Source organism: Phyllobacterium sp. GQ127, assembly GCF_059758635.1.
Window position 1 is genome coordinate 369,021 of the sequence record NZ_JCAXDZ010000001.1, and the last position, 17,730, is coordinate 386,750.

At 54.0% G+C, this 17,730-nt stretch carries 14 protein-coding genes; 13 read left to right on the forward strand and 1 reads right to left on the reverse strand.

What is annotated here, in order from left to right:
* Positions 1-45: 45 nt before the first annotated feature.
* From rplL to rpoC, 3 genes are all read left to right on the forward strand, one after another.
* Positions 46-420: a 50S ribosomal protein L7/L12 gene (gene rplL, locus AC6CHM_RS02000; protein WP_115055809.1), complete on the forward strand. Its 375-nt coding sequence runs from the start codon at positions 46-48 to the stop codon at positions 418-420.
* Positions 421-604: 184 nt separating this feature from the next.
* Positions 605-4,759: a DNA-directed RNA polymerase subunit beta gene (rpoB, locus tag AC6CHM_RS02005; protein ID WP_115055807.1), complete on the forward strand. Its 4,155-nt coding sequence runs from the start codon at positions 605-607 to the stop codon at positions 4,757-4,759.
* Positions 4,760-4,902: 143 nt separating this feature from the next.
* Positions 4,903-9,111, forward strand: coding sequence for a DNA-directed RNA polymerase subunit beta' (gene rpoC, locus AC6CHM_RS02010; RefSeq protein ID WP_115055805.1), 4,209 nt, complete (start codon positions 4,903-4,905; stop codon positions 9,109-9,111).
* A 365-nt stretch (positions 9,112-9,476) separates the two neighbouring features.
* On the opposite strand, the gene AC6CHM_RS02015 is transcribed toward rpoC, so the two are convergent.
* Positions 9,477-9,758, reverse strand: a complete 282-nt coding sequence (locus AC6CHM_RS02015; protein ID WP_337353875.1) for a hypothetical protein — start codon at positions 9,756-9,758, stop codon at positions 9,477-9,479.
* Positions 9,759-10,258: 500 nt separating this feature from the next.
* On the opposite strand from AC6CHM_RS02015, the gene rpsL reads away from it, so the two are divergent.
* From rpsL to rpsS, 10 genes are all read left to right on the forward strand, one after another.
* A complete protein-coding gene (gene rpsL, locus AC6CHM_RS02020; protein ID WP_008121760.1) occupies positions 10,259-10,630 on the forward strand; it encodes a 30S ribosomal protein S12 in 372 nt (123 codons plus the stop codon).
* A gap of 60 nt (positions 10,631-10,690) precedes the next feature.
* A complete protein-coding gene (gene rpsG / locus AC6CHM_RS02025) occupies positions 10,691-11,161 on the forward strand; it encodes a 30S ribosomal protein S7 (RefSeq protein WP_008121762.1) in 471 nt (156 codons plus the stop codon).
* 33 nt (positions 11,162-11,194) lie between these two features.
* Positions 11,195-13,282, forward strand: coding sequence for an elongation factor G (gene fusA / locus AC6CHM_RS02030; protein ID WP_115055801.1), 2,088 nt, complete (start codon positions 11,195-11,197; stop codon positions 13,280-13,282).
* A gap of 65 nt (positions 13,283-13,347) precedes the next feature.
* Positions 13,348-14,523 carry an elongation factor Tu gene (gene tuf, locus AC6CHM_RS02035; RefSeq protein ID WP_115055874.1) on the forward strand — a complete coding sequence of 392 codons (1,176 nt, stop codon included), beginning with the start codon at positions 13,348-13,350 and terminating at the stop codon, positions 14,521-14,523.
* Between the two features lie 63 nt (positions 14,524-14,586).
* Positions 14,587-14,895, forward strand: a complete 309-nt coding sequence (gene rpsJ / locus AC6CHM_RS02040; protein ID WP_008124902.1) for a 30S ribosomal protein S10 — start codon at positions 14,587-14,589, stop codon at positions 14,893-14,895.
* Between the two features lie 25 nt (positions 14,896-14,920).
* A complete protein-coding gene (rplC, locus tag AC6CHM_RS02045) occupies positions 14,921-15,670 on the forward strand; it encodes a 50S ribosomal protein L3 (protein WP_115055397.1) in 750 nt (249 codons plus the stop codon).
* Positions 15,670-16,290, forward strand: a complete 621-nt coding sequence (gene rplD / locus AC6CHM_RS02050; RefSeq protein WP_115055395.1) for a 50S ribosomal protein L4 — start codon at positions 15,670-15,672, stop codon at positions 16,288-16,290. The genes rplC and rplD overlap by 1 nt, the downstream gene beginning before the upstream one ends.
* Positions 16,287-16,580, forward strand: coding sequence for a 50S ribosomal protein L23 (locus tag AC6CHM_RS02055; protein WP_008124907.1), 294 nt, complete (start codon positions 16,287-16,289; stop codon positions 16,578-16,580). Before rplD ends, AC6CHM_RS02055 begins: the two co-directional genes overlap by 4 nt.
* Before the next feature lie 20 nt (positions 16,581-16,600).
* On the forward strand, positions 16,601-17,434 hold the full coding sequence (gene rplB / locus AC6CHM_RS02060) for a 50S ribosomal protein L2 (protein ID WP_008124910.1): 834 nt from the start codon (positions 16,601-16,603) through the stop codon (positions 17,432-17,434).
* A 15-nt stretch (positions 17,435-17,449) separates the two neighbouring features.
* A complete protein-coding gene (gene rpsS, locus AC6CHM_RS02065) occupies positions 17,450-17,728 on the forward strand; it encodes a 30S ribosomal protein S19 (RefSeq protein ID WP_008124912.1) in 279 nt (92 codons plus the stop codon).
* The last annotated feature ends 2 nt before the right edge of the window (positions 17,729-17,730 follow it).

Sequence of the window (17,730 nt, forward strand, 5' to 3'; positions counted from 1 at the left end):
CCGTTCTCGCTGTCAATATATCGAACCTTGTAAAGGAATATCACAATGACTGATCTCGCAAAGATCGTAGAAGACCTGTCCAACCTTACAGTTCTTGAAGCTGCGGAACTTTCCAAGCTTCTTGAAGAGAAGTGGGGCGTTTCTGCTGCCGCTCCTGTTGCTGTTGCCGCTGCTGGCGGTGGTGCAGTTGCAGCTGCTGTTGAAGAAAAGACTGAATTCGACGTCGTTCTGACCGATGCCGGCGCTAACAAGATCAACGTGATCAAGGAAGTCCGCGCAATCACCGGTCTTGGCCTGAAAGAAGCCAAGGACCTCGTTGAAGCTGCTCCTAAGGCAGTTAAAGAAGCAGCGACTAAGGACGAAGCTGACAAGATCAAGGCACAGCTCGAAGCAGCTGGCGCCAAGGTTGAACTCAAGTAATCCTTGCGTTATTGGCGGGCAGGGTGACCTGTCCGCCGACTACCCTCTCCGGAGGGCCCGGTACTCAACCCTTTTCCTGATGGCAATTTGGTGCTTTCAGGAAACGGGTTTTGTCCCGTTCACGGGGCCGCATACGCGGTTTTAAGAAACAGGCCAGTTTCTGGCATAAAGACGAGGAGCGACGATGGCTCAGACCCATTCTTTCAATGGTCGTAGGCGCGTACGCAAGTTTTTCGGTAAGATTCCGGAAGTCGCAGAGATGCCGAACCTCATCGAGGTTCAAAAGGCTTCCTACGATCAGTTTCTGATGGTGGAAGAGCCCAAGGGCGGACGTTTGGACGAAGGTTTGCAGGCTGTATTCAAGTCTGTTTTCCCGATCCAGGATTTCTCTGGTGCTTCCATGCTCGAATTCGTCAAGTACGAGTTCGAAGCTCCAAAATTCGACGTTGACGAATGCCGTCAGCGCGATCTGACATATGCTGCGCCGCTTAAGGTGACGCTGCGCCTTATAGTGTTCGATATCGATGAAGATACCGGCGCGAAGTCGATCAAGGACATCAAGGAACAGGACGTTTACATGGGCGATATGCCGCTCATGACCGATAATGGTACGTTCATTGTAAACGGCACCGAGCGCGTGATCGTTTCGCAGATGCACCGTTCACCGGGCGTCTTCTTTGATCACGACAAGGGCAAAACCCATTCGTCCGGCAAGCTTCTGTTTGCTGCGCGCGTCATTCCGTATCGCGGCTCATGGCTCGATATTGAATTCGATGCGAAGGACGTTGTGTATGCGCGTATCGACCGCCGCCGCAAAATTCCGGCGACATCGCTGTTGATGGCGCTCGGCATGGATCCAGAAGAGATTCTGTCGACTTTCTACAACTCGCTCACATTCAACCGTGACGGCGAGACATGGCGTATTCCATTCTCAGTCGACCGTTTCCGCGGCTTCAAGGCGACCACTGACGTTATCGATGCTGATACTGGCGAGGTTATCCTCGAAACCGGTAAGAAGCTGACTGCGCGTAGTGCCAAGCAGCTTGCTGAAAAAGGCTTGAAGTTCATCAAGGCGACCGAAGACGATCTGCTCGGCTCATATCTTGCCGAAGATATTGTCAATATGGAAACCGGTGAAGTTTATCTTGAAGCAGGCGACGAGCTTGACGAAAAGACACTGAAGGTTCTGCTTGACACGGGCGTTTCGGAAATCAACGTCCTCGATATCGACCATGTCAATATCGGACCGTATATCCGTAACACGCTCGCTGTTGACAAGAACGAGAGCCGCCAGGACGCATTGTTCGACATTTACCGTGTCATGCGCCCGGGTGAGCCACCGACAATTGACTCGGCTGAAGCCATGTTCAAGTCGCTGTTCTTCGACAGCGAACGTTATGATCTGTCGGCTGTTGGTCGCGTCAAAATGAACATGCGCCTTGATCTGGATGCGGAAGACACTGTCCGTATCCTGCGCAAGGAAGACATTCTTGCCGTGGTCAAGATGCTGGTTGATCTGCGCGATGGCCGTGGTGAAATCGACGACATCGACAATCTCGGCAATCGCCGTGTGCGTTCGGTCGGCGAATTGATGGAAAACCAGTATCGTGTTGGTCTGCTTCGCATGGAGCGTGCCATCAAGGAACGTATGTCATCCATCGAAATTGACACTGTCATGCCGCAGGATCTGATTAACGCGAAGCCAGCAGCAGCTGCGGTTCGTGAGTTCTTCGGTTCTTCGCAGCTTTCGCAGTTCATGGATCAGACCAACCCGCTGTCCGAGATTACGCATAAGCGTCGTCTTTCGGCTTTGGGACCCGGCGGTTTGACACGCGAACGTGCAGGCTTTGAAGTTCGCGACGTTCATCCGACACATTACGGCCGTATCTGCCCGATTGAAACGCCGGAAGGCCCGAATATCGGTCTGATCAACTCGCTTGCAACCTTTGCTCGGGTCAACAAGTACGGCTTTATCGAAAGCCCGTATCGCAAGATCATTGATGGTAAGGTTACCGACGACGTTGTTTATCTGTCGGCAATGGAAGAAGCCAAGTATCACGTGGCGCAGGCCAATGTGGAGCTCGACTCTTCCGGCGGATTCACAGATGAATTCGTTGTCTGCCGTCATGCGGGTGAAGTCTTGATGGCCCCACGTGAAAACGTGGATTTGATGGACGTTTCACCAAAGCAGCTTGTATCGGTTGCCGCCGCACTTATTCCGTTCCTTGAAAACGACGACGCCAACCGCGCTCTGATGGGCTCGAACATGCAGCGTCAGGCCGTTCCTCTGGTTCGTGCTGAGGCGCCATTCGTCGGAACAGGTATGGAGCCGGTTGTTGCTCGCGACTCCGGTGCTGCTATTGGTGCCCGCCGTACAGGTATCGTCGATCAGGTTGACGCAACCCGTATCGTTATCCGTGCGACGGAAGATCTCGTACCGGGCAAGTCTGGCGTTGATATTTATCGCCTGATGAAGTTCCAGCGCTCGAACCAGAACACCTGCATCAATCAGCGTCCGCTGGTACGTGTAGGCGACCGGATCGAAAAGGGCGATATCATTGCTGACGGTCCTTCGACGGATCTGGGTGATTTGGCTCTTGGCCGTAACGTGCTGGTCGCGTTCATGCCGTGGAATGGCTACAACTACGAAGATTCCATCCTGCTTTCTGAAAAGATCGTTTCGGATGACGTCTTCACCTCGATCCATATCGAGGAGTTTGAAGTTATGGCTCGCGACACGAAGCTTGGACCGGAAGAAATCACGCGTGACATTCCGAACGTTTCGGAAGAAGCGCTGAAGAATCTGGACGAAGCCGGTATCGTCTACATCGGTGCTGAAGTTCAGCCGGGCGATATTCTTGTCGGCAAGATCACTCCGAAGGGCGAAAGCCCAATGACGCCGGAAGAGAAGCTTCTTCGCGCCATTTTCGGTGAAAAGGCTTCGGACGTTCGTGACACCTCGATGCGCATGCCGCCCGGGACTTACGGTACGGTAGTGGAAGTTCGCGTTTTCAATCGCCACGGCGTTGAAAAGGACGAACGTGCCATGGCTATTGAGCGTGAGGAAATCGAACGCCTGGCCAAGGACCGCGACGACGAACAGGCTATCCTGGACCGCAACGTCTATGGCCGTCTTGCTGATGTTCTCAACGGCAAATCTGCTGTTGCTGGACCGAAAGCGTTCAAGAAGGGCACAGTCGTTACGCAGGACATCATGGGTGAATACCCACGTTCGCAGTGGTGGCAGTTTGCTGTCGAAGACGAAAAGATTCAGGGCGAAATCGAAGCTCTGCGCAACCAGTATGACGACTCCAAGAAGCTGCTTGAACAGCGCTTCATGGACAAGGTCGAAAAGGTCCAGCGCGGCGATGAGATGCCTCCAGGGGTCATGAAGATGGTCAAGGTCTTTGTCGCTGTGAAGCGCAAGATCCAGCCAGGCGACAAGATGGCTGGCCGTCACGGCAACAAGGGTGTTGTTTCGCGTATTGCTGCTGTTGAGGATATGCCGTTCCTTGAAGATGGAACGCATGTTGACATCGTTCTCAATCCGCTTGGCGTGCCAAGCCGAATGAACGTTGGTCAGATCCTTGAGACGCATTTGGGCTGGGCTTGCGCCGGAATGGGCAAGAAGATCGGGGAACTGATCGAAGCCTATAAGGCACAGCACGCACTAGGCGAGCAGGGCGACATTGCTCCGCTTCGGGCGACGATTGAGTCGATCATCCCGGACAATGACCGCAACGAACCGGTTCGCAACTATGATGATGAAAGCATCATTCGTCTTGGCGAACAGATGAAGCGCGGTGTGTCGATTGCAACGCCGGTATTTGACGGTGCGCATGAACCAGACATCAATGTGATGCTGGAGCAGGCCGGCCTAAAATCCTCCGGTCAGTCGACACTGTACGACGGACGTACGGGTGAAACTTTTGATCGTCAGGTGACTGTCGGCTACATCTATATGTTGAAGCTGCACCATCTGGTTGATGACAAGATCCACGCTCGTTCGATCGGACCTTACTCGCTCGTTACGCAGCAGCCTCTGGGTGGTAAAGCCCAGTTCGGCGGTCAGCGCTTCGGTGAAATGGAGGTCTGGGCACTGGAAGCATATGGTGCGGCTTACACGCTGCAGGAAATGCTTACGGTCAAGTCCGATGACGTTGCCGGTCGTACCAAGGTCTATGAGGCGATTGTCCGCGGCGACGATACGTTCGAAGCAGGCATTCCCGAGAGCTTCAACGTTCTCGTCAAGGAAATGCGTTCGCTCGGACTTAATGTCGAGCTGGACGATACACGCCAGCAGGAACAGCAACAGGCATTGCCTGACGCTGCAGAGTAAAAAACGTCAGGGTGCGCGATTAGTTTCCGCGCACCCCGGCATTCGTTTCGAGCCGCTGAAGAAGCGGCATTTGATCTAGATGGACCGCGGTGGCGGATATTCATCGCAAGGAGAGGGCACTTTTTGCCCCATGGAGAAACGGCATGAACCAAGAGGTCATGAATCTTTTCAATCCTCAGGCGCCTGTGCAGGCATTCGATTCCATCAGGATTTCGATCGCCAGCCCTGAGAAGATTCTGTCCTGGTCATACGGTGAGATCAAGAAGCCGGAGACGATCAACTACCGCACCTTTAAGCCGGAGCGGGATGGTCTTTTCTGTGCTCGGATCTTCGGGCCGATCAAGGACTACGAATGCTTGTGCGGCAAGTACAAGCGCATGAAATACAAGGGCATCATCTGCGAAAAGTGCGGTGTGGAAGTCACGCTGTCACGCGTTCGCCGTGAGCGCATGGGCCATATTGAACTTGCTGCGCCGGTTGCGCACATCTGGTTCCTGAAGTCCCTGCCAAGCCGTATCGGCACATTGCTTGATATGACCCTTAAGGGCATCGAGCGCGTTCTCTATTTCGAGAACTACATTGTGACCGAGCCAGGTCTGACTGCACTGAAGGAGCACCAGCTTCTTTCGGAAGAAGAATACATGATTGCTGTCGATGAGTATGGTGAAGATTCCTTCACTGCGCTGATCGGTGCGGAAGCAATTCATGAGCTGCTCGCTTCCATGGATCTGGAAAAGATTGCTGGCGATCTGCGGGAAGATCTGGCGACAACAACGTCTGATCTGAAGCAGAAGAAGCTGATGAAGCGTCTTAAGATCGTCGAAAACTTCCTGGAGTCGGGTAACCGTCCGGAATGGATGATCATGAAGATCGTTCCGGTCATTCCTCCGGATCTTCGTCCTCTGGTTCCGCTGGATGGCGGACGTTTCGCTACATCCGATCTTAATGATCTGTATCGTCGCGTAATCAACCGTAACAACCGCTTGAAGCGCCTGATCGAACTGCGTGCTCCTGGCATCATCATCCGCAACGAGAAGCGCATGCTTCAGGAATCGGTCGATGCGTTGTTCGACAACGGCCGTCGTGGCCGTGTTATCACCGGTGCCAATAAACGTCCGCTGAAGTCGCTGTCCGATATGCTCAAGGGCAAGCAGGGCCGCTTCCGTCAGAACCTTCTAGGCAAGCGCGTCGATTATTCCGGCCGTTCGGTTATCGTGACTGGTCCTGAACTCAAGCTTCACCAGTGCGGTCTGCCAAAGAAGATGGCGCTCGAACTGTTCAAGCCATTCATCTACGCCCGTCTTGACGCAAAGGGTTATTCCTCAACCGTCAAGCAGGCGAAGAAGCTGGTTGAAAAGGAAAAGCCGGAAGTCTGGGATATTCTTGATGAGGTCATTCGCGAGCATCCGGTTCTGTTGAACCGCGCTCCGACGTTGCACCGTCTTGGTATTCAGGCATTCGAACCCACCCTGATCGAAGGCAAGGCTATCCAGCTGCACCCGCTCGTCTGTACCGCTTTCAACGCGGACTTTGACGGTGACCAGATGGCTGTCCACGTACCGCTTTCGTTGGAAGCGCAGCTTGAAGCCCGCGTTCTGATGATGTCGACGAACAATATCCTGCATCCTGCAAATGGTCTGCCGGTTATCGTACCGTCTCAGGACATGGTTCTCGGCCTTTACTATCTGTCGATCGTTGCGGTTAAAGAGCCGGGCGAAGGCATGGCGTTTGCCGATATGGGCGAACTTCATCATGCTATCGGCAATGGTTCGGTCACTCTTCACACGAAGATCAAGGGCCGCTTCAAGAGCATCGATGCTGATGGCAAGCCAACGTCAAAGATTTTCGACACGACGCCTGGCCGCATGATCATCGGTGAGCTTCTGCCGAAGCATCACAATGTGCCTTTCGATATCTGCAATCAGGAAATGACCAAGAAGAACATCTCCAAGATGATCGACACGGTTTATCGCCATTGCGGACAGAAAGAGACGGTCATTTTCTGCGACCGCATCATGCAGCTCGGCTTCAGCCATGCTTGCCGCGCCGGTATCTCGTTCGGCAAGGACGACATGGTTATTCCGGAAACCAAGGCGAAGCTGGTTGCTGAAACCGAAGCTTTGGCGACCGAATACGAACAGCAGTACAATGACGGCCTGATCACTCAGGGCGAGAAGTACAACAAGGTTGTTGACGCTTGGGGCAAGTGCACCGAGAAGGTCGCCGACGAAATGATGGCTCGCATTAAGGCCGTTGAGTTTGATCCTGTTACTGGTCGCCAGAAGCAGATGAACTCGATCTATATGATGTCGCACTCCGGCGCTCGTGGTTCTCCGAACCAGATGCGTCAGCTGGGCGGTATGCGCGGTCTGATGGCCAAGCCTTCGGGCGAAATCATCGAAACGCCAATCATTTCGAACTTCAAGGAAGGTCTGACTGTGAACGAGTACTTCAACTCGACCCACGGTGCCCGTAAGGGACTTGCAGATACTGCATTGAAGACGGCTAACTCCGGCTATCTGACACGCCGTCTGGTTGACGTCGCTCAGGATTGCATCGTCATCTCTGTTGATTGTGGCACCACAACCGGTCTCACAATGCAGCCGATCGTTGATGCGGGTCAGGTCGTTGCGACAATTGGCCAGCGCGTTCTCGGTCGTACCGCGCTTGAAGATATCTTGCACCCGATTTCAGGCGACGTGCTTGTAACTGGTGGCAATATCATCGACGAGTTCGATATCGATGCCATTGAGAAGGCTGGTGTTCAGTCGATCCGCATTCGCTCGGCTCTCACCTGTGAGACGCGCGGCGGTATCTGCGCCAAGTGCTACGGCCGCGATCTTGCCCGTGGTACGCCGGTCAACCAGGGTGAGGCGGTCGGTGTTATCGCTGCTCAGTCCATTGGTGAGCCAGGCACGCAGTTGACCATGCGTACGTTCCATCTTGGTGGTACAGCGCAGGTTGTCGATCAGTCGTTCCTCGAAGCCAGTTATGAAGGCACCGTACAAATCCGCAACCGCAACGTGGTGCGTAACTCCGATGGCCATCTGGTTGTCATGGGCCGCAACATGGCAGTTGTCATCCTGGATGCAACGGGCAAGGAACGCGCAACACACCGCGTTACCTATGGTTCGCGCATCTATGTTGATGACGGCGACACGGTTAAGCGCGGTCAGCGCGTTGCCGAGTGGGATCCTTATACCCGCCCGGTCATGACGGAAGTCGAAGGTCACGTCGAATTCGAAGACATGGTCGACGGTCTCTCGGTTACGGAAACGACGGATGAGTCCACCGGTATCACCAAGCGTGTGGTTATCGACTGGCGCTCAACACCGCGTGGTTCGGATCTGAAACCGTCAATCGTGGTCAAGGACAAGGCAGGCAAGGTTCTGAAACTGGCAAAGGGCGGCGACGCACGCTTCCAGCTGTCAGTGGAATCCATCCTTTCGGTCGAGCCAGGCTCGCACGTTAAGGCTGGTGACGTTCTTGCGCGTATTCCGATGGAAAGCGCCAAGACCAAGGACATCACCGGTGGTCTTCCACGCGTTGCGGAACTGTTCGAAGCCCGTCGTCCGAAGGACCACGCTATCATCGCTGAGATTGATGGTACGGTTCGTTTTGGCCGCGACTACAAGAACAAGCGCCGCATTGTCATCGAACCGAACGACGAGACACTAGAGCCTGTCGAGTATCTGATCCCCAAGGGCAAGCCTTTCCATCTTCAGGATGGCGATGCGATCGAAAAGGGCGATTATATCCTCGACGGCAACCCGGCACCGCACGACATTCTGGCGATCAAGGGCGTGGAAGCTTTGGCTTCATATCTCGTCAATGAAATTCAGGAAGTCTATCGCTTGCAGGGCGTTCTGATCAACGACAAGCACATCGAAGTGATTGTCCGTCAGATGCTGCAGAAGGTCGAAATCACCGAGTCTGGTGACACCGGCTTTATTGCTGGCGATCACGTTGACCGGATCGAGCTGGACGAAATTAACGAGCGTCTTGAAGAAGATGGCAAGAAGCCAGGCTACGGCACTCCGGTGCTGCTCGGCATCACCAAGGCTTCTTTGCAGACACCGTCGTTCATCTCGGCAGCGTCCTTCCAGGAAACAACACGCGTCCTCACGGAAGCTGCTGTTGCCGGCAAGATGGATGCTCTGCAGGGCCTGAAGGAGAACGTCATTGTTGGACGTTTGATCCCGGCAGGTACAGGCGGAACGGTCAAGCAGATCCGCCGCATTGCCGGAGCTCGCGACGAGTTGATCATCGACGAGCGCCGCAAGGAAGCTGGAGCAAGCGCCGCGAAGGCTGGCCCGATGCTGACAGACATGACAGGCCAGCCAGCCGAGTAAGCTGGTTAGCTGCACCAAATCAAAAGGCCGCACCGGAGAAATCCGAGGCGGCCTTTTTCATGGGCTTTTCAACCAACCGCAATCAAACTATTACTCACGATGGAAAATCTTCAGCAAAAATCGGCGGTTTTTCGGCAAAAATGCTTCAAATCTCTCAGAGACGTTGCCGATGTTTGAGATAATGAAGAAATATGTCGGAAAGGGCACGGAGGCGATCTGAAGGATTGTCCCGAAACGCCCATGAGCTCGCAATCAATAAGAGTATCCAGTTGTATTGTTCGGCAGTACCTGCGTTGTCGGAAGCAAACACCCACTGTGGTGCTCTGGTGCGAATTTCAAAAAATCTGTAGATCGGCCGGTGACAGCTATTCGTTGAACTCTATCATCGCGATCTGCCCAGTCAGGGCATTCTTGTAGGCTGACAGATGGGGCTCTTCAGTTGGCTCTTCGGTGAGGGTGCCGATCTCGAGTAGCTCTGCTTCATCATAGCCTTCATTGGCGAGAATCTGCAGGGCGAAGTCGACCAGCCCTTCAGAATCGTCCCGCATAAGAAGTAGATGAACCTGTCGCGGCTCATCCTGCTTCTCTTTCCATACATCGGCAACGACGAGATGGACGATTTTCGGTTCAGGCTTGTCTGATGGCATTGGTTTGATTCCCGATTCTTCGATTCTACGGTCAGAATAGACGTAACGAGTCGGTCTGGCATGCGAGTCGGCAAGAATCCCTGTGAAGAAGACGAAATTTAACTTGAATTAACGATTGTTCAACGAAACTATCGGTCGTCGAGATGCAAAAGCGCCAGCAAATGCTGTGCGCTCAAAGAATATTGGGGGTTCAGGCTTGACGAAAGGCTGAAACACCAGTATCAGCAGCCCATCTGAGCCGATGTGAGATTGGCCATTTCGGAGCGACACGCTCTGGAGTTCATCTCAAACAGGGTTCGTTTTACGAACGAAATGCAATTTGCCGCTCGCATGAGGCCTTATGGCTTCCTCTGCTTTTATTCGGGCAACCACCCTTGGGGTGGTTTAGTTGCCCGAATTCGTGCATGAGCATGGCGCTGAAACGGCCCTGACGGGCGAAGATACGAGATTTGTGCCGAAGCGCTAGCGCTTTGATACGCATTACAAAGAGGGAAGGTTGAATGCCTACCGTAAACCAGTTGATCCGCAAGCCGCGCACTGCGCCGGTAAAGCGCAATAAAGTCCCTGCATTGCAGGAAAACCCGCAAAAGCGCGGCGTTTGCACTCGCGTCTATACGACGACACCGAAGAAGCCAAACTCGGCTCTCCGTAAGGTCGCCAAGGTGCGTTTGACCAACGGCTTCGAAGTTATCGGGTATATTCCGGGTGAGGGTCACAACCTTCAAGAGCACTCTGTCGTGATGATCCGCGGCGGCCGTGTAAAGGATTTGCCAGGTGTTCGTTACCACATCATCCGTGGTGTTCTGGATACTCAGGGCGTCAAGAATCGTAAGCAGCGCCGTTCCAAGTACGGTGCAAAGCGTCCGAAGTAAGATTTTCCGGGAATTTGGCCACCAGGTAGGTCAACCCGATGCAGATAAGAGACAGAGAATATGTCCAGACGCCATAGTGCAGAAAAGCGTGAGATTAACCCGGATCCAAAGTTCGGCGATCTCGTTCTGACAAAGTTCATGAATGCAGTCATGCATCATGGCAAGAAGTCGATTGCTGAGCGTATCGTTTACGGTGCGCTTGAGTCAGTCGAAGCCAAGAGCAAGCAGGAGCCAGTTGCCCTGTTCCATCAGGCTCTCGACAATGTAGCGCCACACGTAGAAGTACGTTCGCGCCGCGTTGGTGGTGCGACTTACCAGGTTCCGGTCGATGTTCGTCCGGAGCGCCGTCAGGCTCTTGCAATCCGTTGGCTGATCAATGCAGCCCGCGGCCGCAACGAGACGACAATGGTTGATCGCCTGTCGGGTGAACTTCTGGATGCTGCAAACAACCGTGGCTCGGCTGTGAAGAAGCGTGAAGACACGCATCGCATGGCAGAAGCCAACCGCGCATTCTCGCATTACCGCTGGTAATCGTCGAAACCCTATTCTTAGAGGCACCAGATCATGGCCCGCGAATATAAAATCGAAGACTACCGTAACTTCGGTATCATGGCGCACATCGACGCCGGCAAGACAACGACGACCGAGCGTATTCTTTATTACACCGGCAAGTCGCACAAAATCGGTGAAGTCCATGACGGCGCCGCTACGATGGACTGGATGGAGCAGGAGCAGGAGCGTGGTATCACGATCACTTCCGCTGCAACCACGACTTACTGGACTGGCCGTGATGGCAAGAAGCGTCGCTTCAACATTATCGATACGCCTGGTCACGTTGACTTCACGATTGAAGTAGAGCGCTCACTGCGCGTGCTCGATGGTGCGATTGCACTTCTCGATGCAAACGCCGGTGTAGAGCCACAGACTGAAACCGTATGGCGTCAGGCTGAGAAGTATCACGTTCCACGCATGATCTTCGTCAACAAGATGGACAAGACCGGCGCCGATTTCTATCGCTGCGTTGATATGGTCAAGACACGTCTTGGTGCCAAGGCACTCGTCATGCAGCTGCCAATCGGCGCTGAGACAGAGTTCAAGGGCGTTATCGATCTGATCGAGATGAAGGCACTTGTATGGCGCGACGAACAGCTCGGTGCTGAATGGGATATCGTTGAAATTCCTGCCGATCTTAAGGATCGTGCTGAAGAATTCCGCGAAAAGCTCATCGAAACCGCTGTTGAAGTCGACGAAGCTGCTACCGAGGCTTACCTCGAAGGCAATATGCCAGACAATGACAAGCTGCGTGAACTGATCCGTATCGGTACATGCCGCGTTGAATTCCATCCGGTATTCTGTGGTTCGGCATTCAAGAACAAGGGCGTACAGCCTCTGCTCGACGGTGTTGTTGACTTCTTGCCTTCGCCTGTTGATGTTCCTTCGATCAAGGGCATCGACCCGAAGACCGATGCGGAAACAGTTCGCAAGTCCTCGGACGAAGAGCCACTGTCAATGCTCGCGTTCAAGATCATGAACGATCCGTTTGTTGGTTCGCTGACATTCTGCCGCATCTATTCCGGCAAGCTGACCAAGGGCATTTCGCTTGACAATACTGTTAAGCTGAAGCGTGAGCGTATCGGCCGTATGTTGCAGATGCACTCCAATTCCCGCGAAGACATCGAAGAAGCCTTTGCTGGCGATATCGTTGCTCTTGCTGGCCTCAAGGAAACGACAACAGGTGATACGCTTTGCGATCCTCTGAAGCCGGTTATTCTTGAACGCATGATCTTCCCGGATCCGGTCATCGAGATTTCGATCGAACCAAAGACCAAGGCCGACCAGGAAAAGATGGGCCTCGCGCTCAACCGCCTGGCAGCTGAAGATCCTTCATTCCGCGTCAAGACGGATGAAGAATCCGGTCAGACAATCATCGCCGGCATGGGCGAGCTTCATCTCGACATTCTCGTTGACCGTATGCGTCGCGAGTTCAAGGTTGAAGCAAACATTGGTAACCCACAGGTTGCTTATCGTGAATCGATCACCCGCAAGGCTGAAATCGACTACACGCATAAGAAGCAGTCCGGTGGTTCGGGCCAGTTCGCTCGCATCAAGGTTATCTTCGAGCCGCATGAAGGTGATGATTTCATCTTCGAATCGAAGATCGTCGGTGGTGCTGTACCAAAGGAATACATTCCAGGCGTACAGAAGGGCATTGAAAGTGTTATGGGTGCGGGTCCGCTCGCAGGCTTCCCGATGCTCGGCGTGAAAGCCACGCTGATCGACGGTGCCTACCATGATGTCGACTCCTCGGTTCTCGCCTTCGAAATCGCAGCTCGCGCTGCATTCCGCGAAGGTGCACAGAAAGCTGGTGCCCAGCTTCTCGAGCCGATCATGAAGGTCGAGGTTGTTACGCCTGAAGATTACGTCGGTGACGTAATTGGCGATCTGAATTCACGTCGTGGTCAGATCTCGGGTACCGAAGCGCGTGGTATTGCCACTGTTGTCAACGCAAACGTCCCACTGGCCAACATGTTTGGTTATGTGAGCAATCTGCGTTCGATGAGCCAGGGCCGTGCACAGTACACCATGCAGTTCGACCACTACGAACCTGTCCCGGCAGCAGTCGCGCAGGAAATTCAGAAGAAGTTTGCGTAACCATAAGGTTGCGCGTGACAGTTGAAGTTAAGCCTGAGCAGGCGAACATATAACGGAGAGCTCAGATGGCTAAGAGCAAGTTTGAACGTAATAAGCCGCACGTAAACATCGGCACGATTGGTCACGTTGACCATGGCAAGACGTCGTTGACGGCAGCGATTACGAAGTATTTTGGTGAGTACAAGGCGTATGACCAGATCGACGCTGCACCGGAAGAGAAGGCACGCGGCATCACCATTTCGACGGCACACGTTGAGTATGAGACGCCTGCGCGTCACTATGCACACGTTGATTGCCCTGGCCACGCCGACTATGTGAAGAACATGATCACCGGCGCTGCGCAGATGGATGGCGCTATTCTGGTTGTGTCTGCCGCTGACGGCCCGATGCCACAGACCCGCGAGCACATTCTGCTTGCCCGTCAGGTTGGCGTTCCAGCGATCGTCGTGTTCCTGAACAAGGTTGATCAGGTTGACGATGCTGAATTGCTCGAACTGGTTGAGCTTGAAGTTCGTGAGCTTCTTTCCAAGTATGATTTCCCGGGCGACGATGTACCGATCGTCAAGGGTTCGGCTTTGGCTGCGCTTGAAGACAGCAACAAGGAAATCGGCGAAGACGCAGTTCGCGCGCTGATGGCTGAAGTTGACAAGTACATTCCAACACCAGAACGTCCGATTGACCAGCCATTCCTGATGCCGATCGAAGACGTGTTCTCGATCTCGGGTCGTGGTACGGTTGTGACTGGCCGCGTTGAACGCGGTATCGTCAAGGTTGGTGAAGAAGTTGAAATCATCGGCATCAAGCCGACGACAAAGACAACAGTTACCGGCGTTGAAATGTTCCGCAAGCTGCTCGATCAGGGCCAGGCAGGCGACAACATCGGTGCACTGGTTCGCGGTGTTGGCCGTGAAGACGTTGAGCGCGGTCAGATCCTTGCCAAGCCAGGTTCGGTCAAGCCGCACACGAAGTTCAAGGCAGAAGCCTATATTCTGACGAAGGACGAAGGTGGCCGTCATACGCCATTCTTCTCCAACTACCGTCCACAGTTCTACTTCCGCACGACTGACGTGACGGGTGTAGTGACTTTGCCGGAAGGTACGGAAATGGTCATGCCTGGCGACAATATCTCGGTTGATGTGACGCTGATCGTGCCAATCGCCATGGAAGAGAAGCTCCGCTTCGCTATCCGTGAAGGTGGCCGCACCGTCGGTGCTGGCATCGTCGCTTCTATCATTGAGTAAATTAAGGTTTTATGCGGAAGACGCCTGTTATAGGGCGTCTCCGCTAAACAAGGAAAAGATGAAATGAACGGTCAAAACATCCGCATTCGCCTCAAGGCGTTTGATCATCGGATCCTTGACGATTCGACGCGGGAAATCGTGTCGACTGCCAAGCGTACCGGTGCCAATGTGCGCGGACCGATCCCGCTACCTACACGGATCGAGAAGTTCACGGTTAACCGCTCGCCGCACATCGACAAGAAGAGCCGCGAGCAGTTCGAGATGCGCACACATAAGCGTCTTCTCGATATCGTAGACCCGACCCCCCAGACTGTGGACGCGCTGATGAAGCTCGATCTGTCTGCTGGTGTTGATGTCGAGATCAAGCTGTAAGGCTTGAGGACGGAAGGATGAACCGATGCGTTCAGGTGTAATTGCACAGAAACTGGGTATGACTCGCGTCTACAACGACGCTGGCGAGCATGTGCCGGTAACAGTTCTTCGCATGGAGAACTGCCAGGTTGTGGCTCAGCGTACAGTCGAGAAGAATGGCTACACTGCCGTTCAACTCGGTGTTGGTCTGGCCAAGGTAAAGAATACGACGAAGAGCTTGCGCGGTCATTTCGCGACAGCTTCGGTCGAACCAAAGGCGAAAGTAGCGGAATTCCGCGTCTCTGCTGACAATCTTCTAGATGTCGGCGTCGAGATCACCGCCGAACATTATGTTGCAGGCCAGAAGGTCGATGTGACTGGTACTTCAATCGGTAAAGGTTTTGCCGGTTCAATGAAGCGCCATAACTTCGGCGGTCACCGCGCAACACACGGTAACTCGGTTACTCACCGCGCTCACGGTTCTACCGGTCAGCGTCAGGACCCGGGCAAAGTGTTCAAGGGCAAGAAGATGGCCGGTCATATGGGTTCAACCCGTATCACCACCCAGAACATCGAAGTTGTTTCGACTGATCTGGATCGCGGCCTTATTCTGGTTCGTGGTGCTGTTCCTGGTTCGAAGGGTGCATGGATCCTCGTGCGTGATGCCGTCAAGGTAGCGCTGCCCGAGAATGCTCCGAAGCCAGCTGGCCTTCGCGCATTGATCGACGATGCCGCAAACGCCGCAGCAGCTGTGTCTGATGCAGAAGTAGCGCAGACAACTGAGGGGGCCGAATAATGGATCTCACGATTACAACACTTGAAGGCGCGGACGCCGGCAAGCTGAAACTCTCCGAAGAGATTTTCGGTCTTGAGCCACGCGACGACATCCTTCAGCGCATGGTCCGCTATCAGCTTGCACGCAAGCAGCAGGGCACGCATAAGGCAAAGACCCGTTCGGAAATCGCACGGACCGGCGCCAAGATGTACAAGCAGAAGGGTACGGGCCGCGCTCGTCACCATTCAGCACGTGCACCGCAGTTCCGCGGCGGTGGTAAGGCTCATGGACCGGTTGTTCACAGCCATGCCCATGACCTGCCAAAGAAGGTTCGCGCTCTTGCACTTCGTCATGCCCTGTCCGCCAAGGTCAAGGCATCCGATCTGATCATCATCGATGATCTGCTCGCGACAGAAGCCAAGACAAAGACACTTGTTTCGCAGTTCGCCAAGCTTGGCTTGCAGAATGCGCTCCTGATCGGCGGTGCCGAGATTGATGCGAACTTTGCTCGCGCTGCTTCGAACATCCCGAACATCGATGTTCTACCAATTCAGGGCATCAATGTTTATGACATTCTGCGTCGCGGCAAGCTCGTGCTTTCCAAAGCTGCAGTTGAAGCACTCGAGGAGCGTTTCAAATGACCGATCTTCGCCATTATGACGTGATCGTCAGCCCGGTAATTACTGAAAAGTCGACCATGGTTTCCGAAAACAACCAGGTTGTCTTCAATGTAGCCAAGAAGGCGACGAAGCCGGAAATCAAGGCCGCAGTCGAAGCGCTGTTCCGCGTGAAGGTTACTGCAGTCAATACTTCTGTGCGCAAAGGCAAGGTGAAGCGTTTTCGCGGCATCGTCGGACGCCAGAGTGATGTCAAGAAAGCAGTCGTGACGTTGGCCGAAGGCCAGTCAATCGACATTTCGACTGGTCTCTGAGGGGCCGTGGAGTAAAGACAATGGCACTCAAACATTATAATCCAACCACGCCAAGCCAGCGCCAGCTGGTCATCGTGGACCGTTCGGAGCTTTACAAGGGCAAGCCTGTCAAGGCATTGACCGAAGGTCTGTCGTCGAAGGGTGGTCGCAACAACACTGGTCGCATTACCGTGCGTTTCCAGGGTGGCGGTCACAAGCGCACATACCGCTTCGTTGATTTCAAGCGCCGCAAGCATGACGTGGCTGCAAAGGTTGAACGGCTTGAATACGATCCGAACCGGACCGCATTCATTGCGCTGATCCGCTATGAAGATGGTGAGCTGAGCTACATCCTTGCTCCGCAGCGTCTTGCAGTTGGCGACAGTGTTATTGCCGGCGCACAGACAGACGTGAAGCCAGGCAATGCGATGCCATTGTCAGCCATGCCAGTCGGCACCATCATCCACAATGTGGAGATGAAGCCAGGCAAGGGCGGTCAGATTGCCCGTTCGGCTGGAACTTATGCGCAGCTCGTTGGCCGCGACCAGGGAATGGCGATCCTTCGCCTGAACTCGGGCGAACAGCGTCTTGTACATGGTTCTTGCTTTGCAACGGTTGGTGCAGTATCGAACCCCGACCATGGCAACATCAACCTGGGTAAAGCAGGTCGTAGCCGTTGGCTCGGTCGCAAGCCTCACAATCGTGGTGTCACCATGAACCCGGTCGATCACCCCCATGGTGGTGGTGAAGGCCGTACATCCGGTGGACGTCATCCGGTTACTCCGTGGGGCAAGCCTACGAAGGGCAAGAAGACGCGCTCCAATAAGTCGACGGACAAGTTCATCGCTCGTTCGCGTCATCAGCGCAAGAAGTAAGAGAGGTAGTCTGAAATGGCTCGTTCAGTTTGGAAAGGCCCGTTCATCGATGGCTATCTTCTCAAGAAGGCTGAGAAGGTACGTGAGGGCGGTCGCAGTGAAGTTATCAAGATCTGGAGCCGTCGCTCCACGATCCTGCCACAGTTCGTCGGTCTGACCTTCGGTGTGTATAATGGTAACAAGCATGTGCCGGTTTCGGTCAACGAAGAGATGATCGGACACAAGTTTGGTGAATTCGCTCCGACGCGTACCTATTACGGTCATGGCGCGGACAAGAAAGCGAAGAGGAAATAACG

Excerpts from the sequence above, each read along its gene's own strand:
- rpsG (WP_008121762.1), top strand. The coding sequence starts at position 10,691 with ATGTCCAGACGCCATAGTGCAGAAAAGCGTGAGATTAACCCGGATCCA.
- rplD (WP_115055395.1), top strand. The coding sequence starts at position 15,670 with ATGGATCTCACGATTACAACACTTGAAGGCGCGGACGCCGGCAAGCTG.
- rpoB (WP_115055807.1), top strand. The coding sequence starts at position 605 with ATGGCTCAGACCCATTCTTTCAATGGTCGTAGGCGCGTACGCAAGTTT.
- rpsS (WP_008124912.1), top strand. The coding sequence starts at position 17,450 with ATGGCTCGTTCAGTTTGGAAAGGCCCGTTCATCGATGGCTATCTTCTC.
- rpsL (WP_008121760.1), top strand. The coding sequence starts at position 10,259 with ATGCCTACCGTAAACCAGTTGATCCGCAAGCCGCGCACTGCGCCGGTA.
- rplC (WP_115055397.1), top strand. The coding sequence starts at position 14,921 with ATGCGTTCAGGTGTAATTGCACAGAAACTGGGTATGACTCGCGTCTAC.
- rpsJ (WP_008124902.1), top strand. The coding sequence starts at position 14,587 with ATGAACGGTCAAAACATCCGCATTCGCCTCAAGGCGTTTGATCATCGG.
- fusA (WP_115055801.1), top strand. The coding sequence starts at position 11,195 with ATGGCCCGCGAATATAAAATCGAAGACTACCGTAACTTCGGTATCATG.
- rplB (WP_008124910.1), top strand. The coding sequence starts at position 16,601 with ATGGCACTCAAACATTATAATCCAACCACGCCAAGCCAGCGCCAGCTG.
- tuf (WP_115055874.1), top strand. The coding sequence starts at position 13,348 with ATGGCTAAGAGCAAGTTTGAACGTAATAAGCCGCACGTAAACATCGGC.
- AC6CHM_RS02055 (WP_008124907.1), top strand. The coding sequence starts at position 16,287 with ATGACCGATCTTCGCCATTATGACGTGATCGTCAGCCCGGTAATTACT.
- rplL (WP_115055809.1), top strand. The coding sequence starts at position 46 with ATGACTGATCTCGCAAAGATCGTAGAAGACCTGTCCAACCTTACAGTT.
- rpoC (WP_115055805.1), top strand. The coding sequence starts at position 4,903 with ATGAACCAAGAGGTCATGAATCTTTTCAATCCTCAGGCGCCTGTGCAG.
- AC6CHM_RS02015 (WP_337353875.1), bottom strand. The coding sequence starts at position 9,758 with ATGCCATCAGACAAGCCTGAACCGAAAATCGTCCATCTCGTCGTTGCC.